At 49.6% G+C, this 16,127-nt stretch carries 15 protein-coding genes and 1 tRNA gene; 6 read left to right on the top strand and 10 right to left on the bottom strand.

Annotated elements, in window-relative coordinates; translation table 11 throughout:
• Nucleotides 1–85 precede the first annotated feature (85 nt).
• The gene (gene cobJ, locus SYNPCCP_RS01560; RefSeq protein WP_010871508.1) at nt 86–1,969 is read right to left on the bottom strand and encodes a precorrin-3B C(17)-methyltransferase; all 1,884 of its coding nucleotides are present in this window, start codon (nt 1,967–1,969) and stop codon (nt 86–88) included.
• Between the two features lie 83 nt (nt 1,970–2,052).
• Between cobJ and SYNPCCP_RS01555 the strand changes: the two genes are divergently transcribed.
• Genes SYNPCCP_RS01555 through SYNPCCP_RS01540 form a run of 4 tightly spaced genes read left to right on the top strand, consistent with a single transcriptional unit; the run spans nt 2,053 to nt 5,509 of the window.
• On the top strand, nt 2,053–3,558 hold the full coding sequence (locus SYNPCCP_RS01555; RefSeq protein WP_010871507.1) for a UbiD family decarboxylase: 1,506 nt from the start codon (nt 2,053–2,055) through the stop codon (nt 3,556–3,558).
• A gap of 33 nt (nt 3,559–3,591) precedes the next feature.
• The gene (locus SYNPCCP_RS01550; protein ID WP_010871506.1) at nt 3,592–3,891 is read left to right on the top strand and encodes an SH3 domain-containing protein; all 300 of its coding nucleotides are present in this window, start codon (nt 3,592–3,594) and stop codon (nt 3,889–3,891) included.
• Between the two features lie 40 nt (nt 3,892–3,931).
• The gene (locus SYNPCCP_RS01545; RefSeq protein ID WP_010871505.1) at nt 3,932–5,107 is read left to right on the top strand and encodes an LL-diaminopimelate aminotransferase; all 1,176 of its coding nucleotides are present in this window, start codon (nt 3,932–3,934) and stop codon (nt 5,105–5,107) included.
• Between the two features lie 24 nt (nt 5,108–5,131).
• On the top strand, nt 5,132–5,509 hold the full coding sequence (locus SYNPCCP_RS01540) for a DUF1622 domain-containing protein (protein WP_010871504.1): 378 nt from the start codon (nt 5,132–5,134) through the stop codon (nt 5,507–5,509).
• Between the two features lie 51 nt (nt 5,510–5,560).
• Here the strand turns inward: SYNPCCP_RS01540 and SYNPCCP_RS01535 are convergent, their stop codons facing one another.
• The 5 genes from SYNPCCP_RS01535 to sir form a co-directional block, all read right to left on the bottom strand.
• A complete protein-coding gene (locus SYNPCCP_RS01535; protein ID WP_010871503.1) occupies nt 5,561–6,013 on the bottom strand; it encodes a pentapeptide repeat-containing protein in 453 nt (150 codons plus the stop codon).
• Between the two features lie 155 nt (nt 6,014–6,168).
• Nucleotides 6,169–6,963, bottom strand: a complete 795-nt coding sequence (trpA, locus tag SYNPCCP_RS01530) for a tryptophan synthase subunit alpha (protein ID WP_010871502.1) — start codon at nt 6,961–6,963, stop codon at nt 6,169–6,171.
• Between the two features lie 143 nt (nt 6,964–7,106).
• The gene (gene dnaN, locus SYNPCCP_RS01525; protein ID WP_010871501.1) at nt 7,107–8,282 is read right to left on the bottom strand and encodes a DNA polymerase III subunit beta; all 1,176 of its coding nucleotides are present in this window, start codon (nt 8,280–8,282) and stop codon (nt 7,107–7,109) included.
• 99 nt (nt 8,283–8,381) lie between these two features.
• Entirely contained in the window at nt 8,382–9,308 is a 927-nt protein-coding gene (locus SYNPCCP_RS01520; RefSeq protein WP_010871500.1) for an EfeU/Ftr1 family ferrous iron transporter subunit, read from the bottom strand.
• 198 nt (nt 9,309–9,506) lie between these two features.
• Nucleotides 9,507–11,414 carry a sulfite reductase, ferredoxin dependent gene (gene sir, locus SYNPCCP_RS01515; protein ID WP_010871499.1) on the bottom strand — a complete coding sequence of 636 codons (1,908 nt, stop codon included), beginning with the start codon at nt 11,412–11,414 and terminating at the stop codon, nt 9,507–9,509.
• Nucleotides 11,415–11,665: 251 nt separating this feature from the next.
• On the opposite strand from sir, the gene SYNPCCP_RS01510 reads away from it, so the two are divergent.
• On the top strand, nt 11,666–12,328 hold the full coding sequence (locus tag SYNPCCP_RS01510) for a hypothetical protein (RefSeq protein WP_010871498.1): 663 nt from the start codon (nt 11,666–11,668) through the stop codon (nt 12,326–12,328).
• Nucleotides 12,329–12,457: 129 nt separating this feature from the next.
• Here SYNPCCP_RS01510 and SYNPCCP_RS01505 read toward each other — a convergent pair.
• From SYNPCCP_RS01505 to SYNPCCP_RS01490, 4 genes are all read right to left on the bottom strand, one after another.
• Nucleotides 12,458–12,531 (bottom strand) — tRNA-Pro (locus tag SYNPCCP_RS01505).
• 52 nt (nt 12,532–12,583) lie between these two features.
• Nucleotides 12,584–14,017, bottom strand: coding sequence for a Ycf66 family protein (locus SYNPCCP_RS01500; protein WP_010871497.1), 1,434 nt, complete (start codon nt 14,015–14,017; stop codon nt 12,584–12,586).
• A gap of 198 nt (nt 14,018–14,215) precedes the next feature.
• The gene (rpmB, locus tag SYNPCCP_RS01495; RefSeq protein WP_010871496.1) at nt 14,216–14,452 is read right to left on the bottom strand and encodes a 50S ribosomal protein L28; all 237 of its coding nucleotides are present in this window, start codon (nt 14,450–14,452) and stop codon (nt 14,216–14,218) included.
• A gap of 89 nt (nt 14,453–14,541) precedes the next feature.
• Nucleotides 14,542–15,129: a hypothetical protein gene (locus tag SYNPCCP_RS01490; protein ID WP_010871495.1), complete on the bottom strand. Its 588-nt coding sequence runs from the start codon at nt 15,127–15,129 to the stop codon at nt 14,542–14,544.
• A gap of 134 nt (nt 15,130–15,263) precedes the next feature.
• Between SYNPCCP_RS01490 and SYNPCCP_RS01485 the strand changes: the two genes are divergently transcribed.
• Nucleotides 15,264–15,986 carry a heme oxygenase (biliverdin-producing) gene (locus SYNPCCP_RS01485; protein ID WP_010871494.1) on the top strand — a complete coding sequence of 241 codons (723 nt, stop codon included), beginning with the start codon at nt 15,264–15,266 and terminating at the stop codon, nt 15,984–15,986.
• Nucleotides 15,987–16,127 lie beyond the last annotated feature (141 nt).

Genomic DNA, 16,127 nt, shown 5'->3' with positions numbered 1-16,127 from the left:
CAACGGACTCACTTCTATTCAGGGTACCTTGAAAATTATGGGATTAGAGGGCTTGAGCACCGCTCCAGTAATTGACTGTTTTTTTCTAGGCATTGGCATAATAGCCCCGGGGAGTAATCAAATAATCTTGATAATTGTAGGTGTTACTGTTGCCGATGAGCACCACCGTCAGCATATCAATGGGAAAGTTCAGCATTGCCGCCAACGTGGTACGCACAATGGTTTCATCTTGGCGATAAACGGAACGCACCAGGGCCACCGGAGTGGTTGGCGATCGCCATTGTAGGAAAATAGCTTGGGCCTGTTCAATCAACTCGGTGCGCTTTTGGGATTTGGGGTTATACAGAGCGGTGACAAAATCCGCCTGGGCCGCCGCCGTTAACCGTTGCAGAATTTTTTCTTTGGGGGTAAGCAAATCGCTGAGGCTAATGGCGCAAAAGTCGTGCATCAGGGGAGCACCCACCCGGGCCGCCGCTGCTTGGAAGGCACTAATGCCGGGAAAAACTTCCACTGCGGGGGTTTGCCCATCCCAATTTAATTTCTCCAGTTCTTCCAACACTAGCCCAGCCATGCCGTAAATGCCACAATCCCCGGAGGATAGCACCGCCACCGTTAAACCCCATTGGGCCAACTCAATGGCTCGCTGACACCGTTGCCGCTCCTGGGTGAGGGGGAACGTTTCACAAATTTGGCCGGGTCGTCGTAGAGGATCAATCAAATCTAAATAAAGTCCGTAGCCAATGAGCACGTCTGCTTCTCTAATAGCCGTTCGGGCCGCTGGGGAAATTTGGCTTAATTCTCCGGGCCCGGTGCCCACTAACCATAACTGTCCCGGTTTGCCGATGTATTCCCTTTCTCCCTTGGCGATCGCCACTGTTACTGCTTGGTTGTGTTGTTTAACAATTACTTTTTCCGCTATCAATTTTCCCCCTTGGCTATACATTTGAGCCGCCGTTAATGCCGCCGCTTCCGCCACACTGGGGGTACCCACTTCTTGAAGAACCACCTCGGAGGGATTGGGGACAGCCTGGGCCGCTAACTGTTCTGGGGGAAAAGTGAAAAAGGGCAAATCGTATTTTTGGGCGAATTGTTGCATTCCCACTTCGTCGGCTTTTAAATGGACACTGGCCAGGCCCGCGATCGCCAAAGGGCTTAAATTTTCCCGTTCTAAAACTTCTAACAAAGCCCGTTCTAACAAAGCTAAATCCGTACCCCGCACACAGCCAACGCCAATCCATAACAGTCGGGGATGCCATGGGGCCATGGGTTTATTCAGTTTTTCCAAATTACTTTCTTGAACGGTGATTAATAAGGTTGCCGTCGTCTCCTTAGTTCCAGAAAAAGTAAAACCATGGCCTGGGGGTAAATGATTTTGCCAAAGAGTTAACCCCGCCGTTTGTGTTACTCCTACTAATTTTTGAGCGGCCAAAGCAGAACTTACCGCTGTCCAATCTCCTTTTCCTTTGCGCCAACCAAAGGGGATGCCTAAACAATCCACTGCTATCTGCCCCAAGCCATTGGCCCCGCCAGTGAGAATTGCTTTTGCCTGCAACTGTTCCGCCACTATCTGCGCCAGGCGATCGCCTCCCCCTTGGTGGCCGCTGAGTAAACTAATCACCGATTGACCCATGGCATCCACCACCAGCACAGCGGGATCACTTTGTTTACTTTGCAATAAAGGAGCAATTAAGCGGACTACGGCCCCCGTGGCTAAACCAAAAATAAAGGCTTGATGGTTATTCCAGCGTTCTGCCACAGCCGTTGCCAAAGAATCGCCATAGGTTTCCACTAGGGAATTTTTGCCAAGCTCTAATTCCTCTGCCAAAGATTTTGATAAAAGCAATTTTCCCGTCAACGTTTCCACCACGGGCAGAAGCAATTTAACGGCTTGGGGAGTGACGGCGATCGCCGTAAGGGGATGAAAAGTTTTCAACAATTTTTGCCGTCTATCATTGTCAACCCCTAGCATAGCGGCAAATTCTCGTTGGAGATCGCCATCCTGGTCGGGCTAAACCCGTTAAGCTAGAGAGCGTATTTGTTTAGACATCAGCCATGGCCAGAGATTTACGGGGATTCATCCAGTTGTTGGAAACACGGGGGCAGTTGCGCCGCATTACCGCTGAGGTGGATCCCGATTTGGAAGTGGCGGAAATCTCTAACCGGATGCTACAGGCCGGTGGCCCAGGGCTGTTATTTGAGAATGTCAAAGGCTCCCCTTTCCCGGTGGCGGTGAATTTGATGGGCACAGTGGAGCGCATCTGTTGGGCCATGAATATGGACCATCCTCTGGAGTTGGAGGATTTGGGCAAAAAGCTAGCCCTGTTGCAACAGCCTAAGCCGCCCAAGAAAATTTCCCAGGCCATTGATTTTGGCAAAGTGTTGTTTGATGTGCTCAAGGCCAAACCAGGGCGTAACTTCTTTCCCCCCTGCCAAGAAGTAGTCATCGATGGTGAAAATCTCGATTTAAACCAAATCCCCTTGATCCGGCCCTATCCCGGTGATGCGGGCAAAATTATTACCCTTGGTTTAGTGATCACCAAGGACTGTGAAACGGGCACCCCCAATGTGGGGGTTTATCGTCTGCAACTGCAATCCAAAACCACCATGACGGTCCATTGGCTGTCGGTGCGGGGAGGGGCCAGGCATTTACGCAAAGCGGCGGAACAGGGCAAAAAATTAGAAGTGGCGATCGCCTTGGGGGTAGATCCATTAATTATTATGGCGGCGGCCACACCGATCCCGGTGGATTTGTCAGAATGGTTATTTGCGGGGTTATACGGTGGTTCTGGGGTGGCCCTAGCTAAATGTAAAACCGTCGATTTGGAAGTGCCGGCGGACTCAGAATTTGTGCTGGAAGGTACCATTACCCCCGGCGAAATGTTACCCGATGGCCCCTTTGGCGATCACATGGGCTACTACGGCGGCGTGGAGGATTCTCCCCTAGTGCGGTTCCAGTGTCTGACCCACCGCAAAAATCCCGTTTATTTAACTACTTTCAGCGGTCGTCCCCCCAAAGAAGAAGCCATGATGGCGATCGCCTTGAACCGGATTTATACGCCAATTTTGCGGCAACAGGTTTCGGAAATCACCGACTTCTTTTTGCCCATGGAAGCGTTGAGTTACAAAGCTGCCATTATTTCCATTGACAAAGCTTATCCGGGGCAAGCTAAGCGGGCGGCCCTGGCTTTTTGGAGTGCTCTACCCCAATTTACCTACACCAAATTCGTCATTGTGGTGGATAAGAGTATTAACATCCGCGATCCCCGCCAGGTGGTCTGGGCCATCAGCTCCAAAGTTGACCCGGTGCGGGACGTGTTTATTTTGCCGGAAACCCCCTTTGACAGCCTCGATTTTGCCAGTGAAAAAATTGGTTTGGGCGGCCGCATGGGTATTGATGCCACCACCAAAATTCCCCCGGAAACGGATCATGAATGGGGAGAAGTATTGGAGTCCGATCCAGCCATGGCGGAGCAGGTCAGCCAACGCTGGGCCGAGTACGGTTTGGGGGATATTAATTTAACCGAAGTTAATCCCAACTTGTTTGGCTATGACGTGTAAACAAGTCCTGACGGAATAGTAGATTTTTTGCCAATGGCTTTCTTTAAAAGTTTATTTTTAACCAGCATTTTTTGCTTCGTCTTAACAGCAATTCCTTCCCAAGCAAAGGAAATTTGTAAAGTTACTGATCCTACCGGTACGCCTCTCAATGTTAGAGAAAGTCCCAATGGTCAAGTTATTAATGCTTTAAGAAATAATCGAGAAGTGGAAATCCTAGAAATTGATTTTGACCAACAAGGCCGCCCTTGGGCCAAAGTTGCTGGTTATTATCAGGATCGTTATCGGGTTTGGGGTTGGGTAATTCGAGAATTTATTAGCTGTTACGAACGCTAACCAATTCGATTACAAAGTTTCTAATAAAATAGTTTTGTTTATGCAATTTGCTGATCGTCTCAACGCCTTTGGTGGTAATGTTTTTGCTGATATGGACTTGGCTAAGGCCCAAGCCCGGGCCCAGGGTCAAACCATTATTGATCTTTCCCTTGGCTCCTCTGATTTACCTACTCCTGCCCCCATTCTGGCCACGATCGCCAAAGCTTTAGAAGATCCCAGCACCCATGGTTATTTATTGCACCAGGGAACCCTACCATTGCGGCAGGCGATCGCCGTTTGGTACGAAAAGCGTTTTGGCCTAGCGGTGGATGCGGAAACGGAAGTGCTGCCCCTGATTGGTTCCCAGGAAGGCACAGCCCATTTACCGTTGGCGGTGTTGAATCCCGGCGATGTGGCTCTGTTGATGGACCCTGGTTATCCCTCCCACATGGGGGGCGTGTACCTGGCGGGGGGAGAAATTTATCCCATGGCGTTGCGCTCGGAAAACCAATTTTTGCCAGTGTTTACGGCCATTCCCAACTCAGTTTTAGCCAAGGCCAAAATGACGGTGCTCAGCTATCCCCACAATCCCACCACGGCGATCGCCAGCTTAGAATTTTTTCAAACGGCGGTGCAGTTTTGTCGTGACCATGATTTAGTATTAGTACATGATTTTCCCTACATGGATTTGGTTTTTGATGGTATAGCAATGCCACCGTCAGTTTTGCAAGCAGACCGACAAAAATCCTGTGCCATTGAATTTTTTACCTTTTCCAAATCCTATAATATGGGGGGCTTCCGTATTGGTTTTGCCATTGGTAATATCCAGTTAATTTCTGCCCTGAAAAAAATCAAAGCGGTGGTGGATTTTAATCAATACGCAGGCATTCTCCAAGGGGCAATCGCCGCCCTGGAAAGTCCACCGGAAACTGTGCAACAAACCGTGCAAATTTTTGCCCAACGCCGGGCAACATTGATTGATGCTTTAGCGAAGATTGGCTGGGCTGTGCCTCTGCCCACTGCCACCATGTATGTTTGGGCACCATTACCTGAAAGTTGGCTTGGCAATTCCTTGGAATTTTGTCAAAAACTGGTGGCTAAAACCGGTGTTGCCCTTTCTCCAGGGTCTGGCTTTGGTGCAGGGGGGGAAGGTTATGTACGTTTTGCCTTAGTACAGGAGCCGGATATTTTGGCTACGGCGGCCAAAAAAATCGGTCAATTTCTTGACCAAAACTAGACTAAAAGGCAAAGGAATAAAACTATGGAAATTTTGGATCATTATCTGGGCAATTTAGTCAGCATTACCAGGTTTGTGCTGGAAAGTGTTTCCGTGCTGTGTATTATTCTCGGGCTAGTGAAAACTTTGCAAATGGTCTGGGCTGGCGATCGCCGTACTATGAATACGCCCAAATTTTTCAACAGTATTCGCTTGCAATTCGGTTTGTGGTTGGCTCTAGCCCTGGAATTCCAATTGGGGGCAGATATCCTTTCCACCACCATCGCCCCTACCCTAGAAAGCTTGAGCAAACTAGGGCTAATCGCTGTAATCAGGACTTTTTTAAACTATTTTCTTGGTAAAGAACTGGAATCGGAAATCAGAATGGAAATTGAACAGGAAAGACAGGAACATGGCCGTTAACCATTGAGCCATGGCGATCGCCTTTTCCTCGCCCAACTCCAGTCAAGGCCATCAATCGTCGCCGCCGCCAATACCAATGCCCGTGTTGTAAATTTCCGCATTTTGGATGTTCATACCCTCAACGGTGGCACCGGTCACATCCACGTCGTAGAGTTTAGCAAAGGCAAAGTTAGCCGAAGTCAAATTAGCTCGGTTGAGGGTGGCATTGGTGACCATGGCTCCTCGCAGATCGGCATTTTGCAGATTGGCACCGGTCAAATCAGCCCCTTCCAAGTTAGCTTCGTTGAGGTTTGTACCGGATAAATTGGCATTACGCAAATCTGCCCCAATCAGATGGGCTCCGGACAAGTCAGCCCCGGATAAATCACAGTTCATGCAGGCATTGGTTTCCAGCAGTTGTTGAACTTGATTTGCGTTTTCGGCGATCGCCGTTCCTCCCCATAGGAGGGGGCTAGCAAAAATTAGGCCAAGGGCAATTAATGGACTTTTGATCGTTTTCATCATCTTTCTCCTCTCGCTCAGTTGATCTCACGATAAAGGGAGACTACCCAAGCTGTCTTCACCCAAACGGGCTAATTTCCTTGGGGGATGGGGATTTCCGCCCTTAATTTTGCCGAAATTATGCTTCTTTTAAGCCTTGCCAACCGTACTAACTTTCTTTAACTGATGGCCGTTTTCAGTTCCCGGCAAAAAGTTTCCAAAGCTTGCAATCCTTCCGTCGGGGTTCCTTCCGCTAAACGCTTAACCATGGCGCTTCCTACAATTACTGCATCTGCGCCCCAAGCTTTCACCTGCTCAGCCTGTTCCGGTTGGGAAATACCAAAACCAACTCCAATCGGTTTATCGGTGACCTGGCGCATCCCTGCTAACAAAGCTTCCACCCTCGATCCCACTTCCGTTCTCACCCCCGTCACCCCTGTCACGCTGACCAAGTAAACAAAGCCCTGGGACTTTTTGGCGATCGCCGTTTGTCTTTCTGGGGAACTGGTGGGGGCCACCAACAAAATTAACTCCAACCCCCTTTCCGCTGTCGCTTCCAACAGGCGATCAGATTCCTCCAGGGGTAAATCCGGCACCACCAAACCCTTCACTCCAGCGGCCTTGATTTTGTCGAGGAAAACCTCCACACCCTGATAAAAAATAGGATTGTAATAGGTAAATAAAATTATCGGGGCGGCAATATCTTGGTGAACTTCTCGGACAATGGCGAGCACATCATCCAACTTGACCCCTTTTTGTAAAGCCCTAGTGGCCGCCGCTTGAATCACCGGGCCATCGGCCAAAGGATCGGAATAGGGCACTCCCAACTCAATTAAATCCGCCCCTGCCCGGTCTAGAATTCGCAACGCTTCGGCTGTGGTGGCTAAATCCGGGTCCCCCGCTGTGAGGAAAGGAATCAAAGCACATTCCCCCCGTTGACGAAGGGCATTAAAACAAGCGGCAACAGCGTTCATGGGCAGGCTAGGCTAGGACAAAAAGGAAGGTGGGATTGGGATCATCTCCCTGGAACGGACAGAGCAACCAACAATAAGCCTTGCTCTGAGCCTCACATATTTTGCCATAGTCCCATGGCCAATCCCCAAAGGATTTGCTCAACCTAATTCACCAGACGCACCGGCATGACTAGATAGGTCATTTTCAGGCCTCCCAGGGGAGTAAAAATTACCGGCTGATTGCCCTCATTAAGTTGCATTTGAATATCATTGCTAGGTAAAGCTTTCAGGCCATCCATCAAATATTTGATGTTGAACGCAATTTGCCCCCCTTCGCCAATGATTTCCGCCCCCATGGATTCTTCCCCATGTCCCAAATCCTGGGCTTCCACTGCCAACTGCAGTTGATTACCGGGGCTTTGTAAGGTGAAGGTGACCAAGTTATTTTTTTGGTCGGCCAGCACAGAAACCCTTTCCAAGGAAGTGATTAACCGTTTGCGCTCCATGGTGACGGTGCGACTAAACTGCCGGGGAATAAGCTGGTCATAGGCGGGATAGGCCCCCTCTAACTTACGGCTCGTTAACCGTTGATCCCCCAACTCAAAAATTACCTGGGTATCATTCACCACCAGGGAAACTAAATCACTGTTACCTTGGCTGGCCACCATTCTTTCTAATTCCCGCAAAGCCCGGGCCGGAATAGTGACAGCAAAATCTGCCAGGTCACTGCCCGTAATCACCGCTTCCCCTTCATCGTTTTCAATCTGGGTGGGGGCCTCCACCACTGCCAGTCGGTGACCATCAGTGGCCGCAAATTCCAAACTGTCGCCACTGCCTTTGATATGTACTCCTGTCAGTACTTGCTTAGTCTCGTCCGTACTGGCGGCGAACAGGGCCCCCCGTAACCCTTCATTGAGGGTTGCCACTGGTAACAGTAATGGTTTGACTCCTTCAACGGTGGGCAGAGCGGGAAAATCATCCGCATCCAGGCCCCGAATTTGGAACCGCCCTGATTCTGAGGTGATGGTGGTTAAATGGCTATCCCCAGCATCGCCATCGGGATCGATCGCCAGGGTAATATCTCCGTCCGGCAAGCGGGAAACAATGTCATTGAGCAATTTAGCAGGCAGGGTGATGCGGCCACTCTGTTGCACGTCGGCGGTGAAACTACTCTGGATACCAAGGCTGAGGTCAAAGGCCGTTAGGCGTAAATAATTTTTGTCTGCATCGGCTTCCAGGAGCACATTGCCCAACACGGGATGGGTAGGTCGGGAGGAAACAGCCCGACTGACCAGGGATAAACCACTGCTTAAATCACTTTGACGACAGATGAGTTTCATATACGCACGGGAAAAGGGGGGAAAGAAACCCTACCATTTTAGGGAGGTTAGGAAAAGACTTGACCAATGGTAAAAATTGAGGGCAACGCTGGCCCCTACCTAGGATTTTTGGGCCACAGCCTGGGGAGCATCACCTTTGCCGGCCAAACCTCGGAAATAAAGACTGCCAATGACACTTAAAAAAATGCCGTAGGCGATCGCCTGGAATAGGTAAAGGTGATCCCGGTAGCCCGCCAGGGTTTTGAGCACAATGCCGGGAAATTGATTATCTGGTAACCAGGGAGCTAAATTCCACAACAGGGGCCCCAGCAAGCAAGAATCACCGGGGACAAAACAGAGATAACCCAGGCCCAGATTGGCCAAGCCCATCATACTGACCGCCAGATCGAGATTTTTCAGCACCCCAATCACCAATCCTCCGACAATAATCAGCAACAGGGTGCCCATCACCTGGAAGAAAAGTTTCAAGTTCAGTTTGACCCCTAGGCGGAAAATTAAGAAGGCCATCACTACCGCTGTACCAATGCCCGCCAACGCCGCCCCGATCGCCGCTGGATTGGCCATATTTTGTTGGGCTGCTAGGAATAGGACCATTTCAAAACCTTCCCGCACCACAGCAATGAAAACCACAATGGCAATGGCTTTACCCCCTCCTTCTTTTTCCACCGCCTGGTTAATTTGCCCCTGGATTTCCCCCCGCAGGGAACGGGCTTGTTTGGTCATCCAGAGCAACATCCAACTCAGCATCCCCACGGCGATCGCCCCCAAGAGAGCGGCCAAAAGGGCTTTTAAAATAGGGGTGTAGGGCCCCGGCAATCGTTCAACTCCCTGCAATACCCCTGCCAGCAGGCAACCCACTAAAACGCTGGCCACCACCCCGGCACTAATGCCCCGATAAACCCAGCCTTTGAGTTGCATTTGCTGGGCCCGGGCAAGACAAGCCAACACAATGCCCACCACGAGGGATGCTTCCAATGCTTCCCGCAGGGTGACAATGAAAATGGGTAAACCGGAGGCAAAATCCATCTTGATTAAGAGGCTAGGAGAACTGAGATACAGATAGTTGAAATTTTGCTGAATTGGTTGGCAGGACCCTAATTTTTCTCCCAATATGAGTGTTCCGGAGCACTTCGGTCCAGTTGATCCCAATTGACCAAAGCGCCACCAAACTTGGGAGATCGGGCGGTTTAGCCGACGGAACTTTAGGGAAATTATGGCAAGGAATTATTTGCCCAGGTAAGCGGTGAGGGCTTGCTGCACAATCTGATTCATGGGGCAATTATCCCGCTCAGACCGGGCCTTAAGCTGGGCATACATTTCATCGGACAGGCTGACCCGCCGTTGGTTTTTGCGGTTTTTACCGCCCTTGGCCGGTGCTGTGTAACCATGGCTAAATTCCCGTAGGGCAGTGAAGCCCACTCGATGGCAAAAGTCTCCAAAACTTTCCTTACCTTTACGGCTCTGCTTGAAGTACACAAATAAAGGTTCAAAAAGGCTTTCTAGCTGTTCCAGGGGCATTTTTTCCGTATAGGCTGCCGCTAAACGTTCCTGGTTCGGACTTCCCCCCAGCCACACTTGGTAACTGTTGGGGGCACTACCAACAAAACCAATTTCCGCCATGTAGGGCCGGGCACAACCGTTGGGGCAACCGGTCATGCGGGTGACGATACTTTCATTGGGTAAATCCAGACTGTTCAACAAATCCCGCAGACGGGCGTTAACACTGGGCATAATTCTTTCCGACTCGGTGACTGCTAGGCCACAGGTGGGCAGGGCGGGGCAAGCCATGGAGTAACGGACTAGGGTGTCGATCGCCTCTGGGTCGGTGACTACGCCGTGCTGTTGGAAAATTTGCTCGATCGCCGCTTTATCCTGGGCATTGATGTCGTAGAGCAGGATATTGTGGTTGGCGGTGAGGCGCAGGGGCAATTGGAATTGGTCCACTACCTTGCGCAGGGCGGTTTTAAGCTGAAAATCCCCCTCGTCTTTGATGCGGCCATTTTCCACCGACAAACCGAAAAAGAGCTTGCCATCCCCCTGTTCGTGCCAACCGAGGTAATCTTGGTAACGCCAGGCTGGCAGAGGTTTGAAAGATTGGAACGGTTTACCCATGTAGGTTTCCACTTGTTTGCGGAATTTTTCCACCCCCCAGTCCGCCAACAAATATTTCATCCGGGCATGGCGACGGTTATGGCGATCGCCGTAATCCCGTTGGGTGGCCACAATGGCTTTGACTAGATCATAGACATCGTCTTTGCTCACATAACCAATGGGGTCAGCGGCCCGGGCAAAGGTTTCCTCTTTATTGTGGGTACGTCCCAAACCACCGCCAGCCAATACATTAAAACCCCGTAGCTCCCCATGGCGATCGGTGATTACCACCAAACTAATATCGTGGGTGTAAACGTCAATGGAATTGTCCCCCGGCACGGTGACGCTAATTTTGAATTTCCGGGGCATGAACTGTTGGCCGTAAATCGGTTCCTTGGGGTCATTCAGGTTAGTGCCATTGAGATCCTTTTGCCGGGCCGCTTTAACTTCCGGGGCTTCCTCCCCACTAATGACCTTTTCCCCATCGAGCCAAATTTCGTAATAGGCACCGCTCTGGGGGCTGAGTAGATCCGCCACCTTATTGGCATAGTCCCAGGCATAACCATATTCCGGTTTATCTCGGAAGGGTGCCGCCGGAGCCATCACGTTACGGTTAATGTCGCCACAGGCTCCCAACGTGGACCCCAAATTATTCACCACCGTGGCGATCGCCATTTTCAGGTCTTTTTTGACAATGCCGTGGATTTGCAAACCTTGTCTGGTGGTCACCCGGAGAGTTTGGTTACCGTGGGTTTTGGACAGATCATCTAGGGCGGTGTAGAGTTGGGCCGGAATCAATCCCCCCGGATTGCGGGTGCGGAGCATAAACTGATAATCCTTTTCTTGCCCCTTAACCCGATTGTCCCGATTGTCCTGTTGGTAGGAACCGTGGAATTTCAGAATTTGGACGGCATCGTCCGTAAAATAGTTAGCATCATTCAACAGTTCGGTGGCCAGGGGTTCCCGTAAATAATTGCTTCTTTCCTTGATGCCTTCTACCTTGGACGGTTTACGGGGGGCAGCGGTGGGGGTGGTTACCATTAACTCTCTCTATGTAATCGACGGGAAAATCGTCCGTGGTTAATCCACAGAAAACCCTATTTTAACTTTAATAGTGGGCGAGAGATACCATTCCCCCGGTCAAGCGGCGATCGCCAAATCTGTTTATACTTTGGCCCTTGTCAGCGGTAAAACAGGGTTAATTTCCTTCCCTTAGCCTAACATTGACCATAATCAGCTCCATGGGTCCTTCCTAGCTTTGGTGCTACCATTTATCGCCTCCTCCTCCTCCAATGTTAAAAATTCTGCAAAAATTACTCATCGGTGTTCTCACACTTTGCCCCAGTATGGCCCTGGCCGGGGTGCCCAACGGCACTTGGTTATCCCAACCCCAAATCCGTTTCTATGCTTCCCAAAACGCCCTAGACCAAGTGATGAAGGATATTCAAAGTCAGGGCTACCGCCTTGTATTTTTGGATTTTCGGGGAGTAGCGGACGATGTGCAGGAACAAATTAGTCAACAAGCCCGCAACCATAACTTAATTCCCATTGCCTGGGTCCAATCTCCCCAATACCGCCGCCTCACCATTGAACAAATTATTAATGAAGCCCGCCACACGGACGGTTTACAGGTGGATGACCATTTTTTTGCCAACTACTCCTCCAGGGATTTTGAGTATTTAGCTAACCAGTATCGTAAGTTTATTTTTTGCTCCATTCAGCCATTCCAAAAGAACCTGGTGCCCCGCTACGGCTGTAACCAAATTGATGTGCAATGTTATACTTCCCCCACATTTAAGCAATGCCTTAACTTAGCGAACCAACTCAATGCAGTGGTGAGTCTCTACGAAAAAGACACATTTAAATATCGAGAACAAATTGGCGGCAAAAATTTTAACGTTTTCCTTTGGCCTTATACTAATCAGCGCATTTATGACACGGGAAATTTTCGCTAGCCTAACCCTTGCCATACTAATTTGGATCTGAAGGTGGGTATTGTGGAAAAATTCCTATGGAAACCGTAGATGACTGTAATTGTTAGAGGTTGATAAAATAACAACAAAGAGTGTGTCATCGTACAACAATCGGGATGACAGGATTCGAACCTGCGGCCCCTTCGTCCCGAACGAAGTGCGCTACCAAGCTGCGCTACATCCCGCAATGAAGCTTTACGATCCTAACATAGGACATCTCCTTTCAGAGTTAACTGTTTAGCCATCGGCCCAATTTTGTTTTTCCTCGGTGGGCTCTTCCCCTTCATTTTGGGTCTCTTCTTCCTCTGCAATGTCTGTATTGACCGTAGTTTCGTTGACATCAGTCCTTGGCTCTGGAACCTCTTCTAGGTCACTGGCGATCGCCTCGGTAATTTCTCCAATTTCTTCTGTCTCTGTTTCCCTTTCATAAACTTCATCAACGCCGCTGGAATCTGGCCCTTGCTCAATGTTGGTTTCAGGGTCGACAAGTTCTGGCATGGTTACCTCAATTACCGCCGCCGTTGTTCCAGACATTGGAGCAATAACTTCATCTACTACTATTTCCTCCTGGGCTATTTGCTCCTCCTCGATTAAAGGAGCTGCAGGCGCTTCCTCTGCAGTTATATTTTCTGAATCGGGCACTTCGATTAAGGTGATTTGCTGTTCAATTTGCACCGTTTCCACCACAGCAATTACCTTGGTCTGATCATTTTCTGGGTTATCCTCGCTGACTTCATCGGAAATTTCCCCACCAGGACTAGAATCTTCCGTCGATGGTAGATCCTCGCCCCAATCTTCCCCGTCATCCCAATCATCGGTTTGAGCGGTGGAACTCTCCGGCTCAATGGCTACTTTCTGCTCCACCGTTTCTGGCTGGGATGCTTTGGGCTGTACTGGGGGAACTGCCGCCTTTTTACGACCAAATAAGCGTTGAAACAGTTTCGATTTAGGTTTTTTGAGCAGAACCTCCTCCTCTTTCTCTGGAGCAGGATTAACTGGCTTTTCTTCCTTTTGGCCAACCATTTCAGCGACCTTTTCCACCGCTTCTTCAGCTTTTTCTACGACTTCTTCGGCCAGGGTTTCGGCGGCTTGATTCAATTCCACCACTACTTCTTCTGCTGTTTCTATTGCACTTTCTGCTTCTGTTGGAATACTCTCACTAACTTGTTCAACAGTGCTTGTAACCGTTTCTGTAACTGATGCTGGGGCGGAATCATCAACAGATTTCAGTTGCTCCCCTGTTTCTGGCAAATCTCGTTTAACGGCCCCGGTTACGGATTCAACTTCAGTGTTGTCTTGATCCTTTGTTGCAGCCTTTTTATCGTCAACGGCGACTGGAGTTTTAACTTTAGGTTTACGTTGCAAACCACCAGCGAACCAATCCAGCAGGGAGAAACTAGGAACTTCCACAATGGCATTGCTGGCGATCGCCGCCCGGAGTCGCAGAGTTTGCCAAGCAAAGGCCAGCACCAACACCACCACGGCTGCTTGGCCAAGGAGAATGGCTCCAGTGAAACGTTGGGCACAGTTCCAGAGCACTAGGCCGTAGAAAAAGCCCACGCCACTCCAAAGGAAATCGTCCTTGCGATGCAATTTTGGGGCAAAAAATGCCGAAAAGAAAAAAGCTAGACTGGCTAAGGCCACTGCACCGGATAGCATCAACGCCAACATCGGAAGTTACTCCATCGAGAAGTTCACCTTTCCATTCTGCGTTATCTTGACCTTCCTGTTAAATTATCGTCCCCTGTTAACCCAGTGGTTTTACCCCCCAATGGCAAGGAGCAGGAACCATATCGAAGATTCTGCTCCTCTGTGGATTTGTCCATGGGAAGCTGTCTGGGATACCAACAAAAACTACAGCCGATCGCTCTAGAATTTATTCAAGTTGATGCCCGCTTCCTTGGCCATGGCGTTGATGCCTTTGGATTCCAAAGTTTTAATGGCAGTGGTGGAAAGACGCAGACGGACAAAGCGATTGCCTTCGGGCCACCAAACCCGTTTCCATTGCAAATTTGCCTGTTGTAATTTCTTGGTGCGACGGTGGGAGTGAGATACGGCAAAACCGTTATTAGCTTTTTTCCCGGTCAGTTGACAGCGACGGGCCATGGCAGATCTCCTTATGATCAGATAAAGTCCGATCTAACACTATATCAGAGGATTATGGGCGGGCGATCGCCATTCTCTGGCTAAATCGTTTAAAACTTAATGCCGCTGGGCTGATCAGGGGTGGCCACAATGCGATGGCAACCGGAATTGGGCTTAGCCCATTGATATTGATACTCCACTGGATTACCCCAGCAAATACCGAGAAAAAGCTCCTGTTGGGTGGAGTCTAACTCAGCCCATTCCCCCTGTTCCCACAATTCCGCCAAAGATTCCCGCCGTAGAGGTCGGTGCTGATGGGCAATAAGCCAATAATTTAACTGCTGGGTGTGCCGTTGCCAAAATGCCAATATTTCCTGTTTAACAGCCATTAATTTTTCCTTATCCCCTTCCACGGCAATTAATTGGTTGTGCAACTCGGGAAACTGAATGGATTCCCCCCGGAAATGGCATTGCCGCCACACCAGCCCCGAAACGTTATGTTGCCTTTGATATTCATGGATCTGCCCACGAAAATCTTGATAGGCAAACACCTTCCCCACTTGGTCGAGGTTGATAGCCTTAGCCATGATCGGATTGTCCAGGCGATCGCCAGGGGAGAGGAGCACTCGTTTACCCTGACAAGTTGCCCTTAGCTCCTGCTCCAAAATTTCTAGCAATTGCTGGGTTGTGTAGGTCATGGCCAAAGGGAGGACGTTAAAAAAACTTAATGGTACGACTCAACGAATCCGTTTAGGCTAATAAACTAGGCGTATTTTTATCTTCGTTAAAAGCCAATTTTTCATTCAACCCAAGATATACAGGTATTTTTAGCATGAGTGTCAACTTAGCTTCCCAGTTGCGGGAAGGGACGAAAAAATCCCACTCCATGGCGGAGAACGTCGGCTTTGTCAAATGCTTCCTCAAGGGCGTTGTCGAGAAAAATTCCTACCGTAAGCTGGTTGGCAATCTCTACTTTGTCTACAGTGCCATGGAAGAGGAAATGGCAAAATTTAAGGACCATCCCATCCTCAGCCACATTTACTTCCCCGAACTCAACCGCAAACAAAGCCTAGAGCAAGACCTGCAATTCTATTACGGCTCCAACTGGCGGCAAGAAGTGAAAATTTCTGCCGCTGGCCAAGCCTATGTGGACCGAGTCCGGCAAGTGGCCGCTACGGCCCCTGAATTGTTGGTGGCCCATTCCTACACCCGTTACCTGGGGGATCTTTCCGGCGGTCAAATTCTCAAGAAAATTGCCCAAAATGCCATGAATCTCCACGATGGTGGCACAGCTTTCTATGAATTTGCCGACATTGATGACGAAAAGGCTTTTAAAAATACCTACCGTCAAGCTATGAATGATCTGCCCATTGACCAAGCCACCGCCGAACGGATTGTGGATGAAGCCAATGACGCCTTTGCCATGAACATGAAAATGTTCAACGAACTTGAAGGCAACCTGATCAAGGCGATCGGCATTATGGTGTTCAACAGCCTCACCCGTCGCCGCAGTCAAGGCAGCACCGAAGTTGGCCTCGCCACCTCCGAAGGCTAGATTTACCTAGCGTGACAACTTATCCAGGAAAAACTGGTGATTTTAGGGAATCGAATCAACCTAGAGTTGCCAGTTTTTCTCCGTCTGTTTAGAGCTTATTTAAGCCGATCTCCTAGTCTCGCAATTATTGGGATGGATCAG

This window comes from Synechocystis sp. PCC 6803 substr. PCC-P, from assembly GCF_000284455.1.
In the GTDB taxonomy this organism is placed as follows: Bacteria; Cyanobacteriota; Cyanobacteriia; order Cyanobacteriales; family Microcystaceae; genus Synechocystis.
The sequence above is the reverse complement of the archived record's forward strand: the minus strand, read 5'-3'. Positions and strand labels throughout refer to the sequence as shown.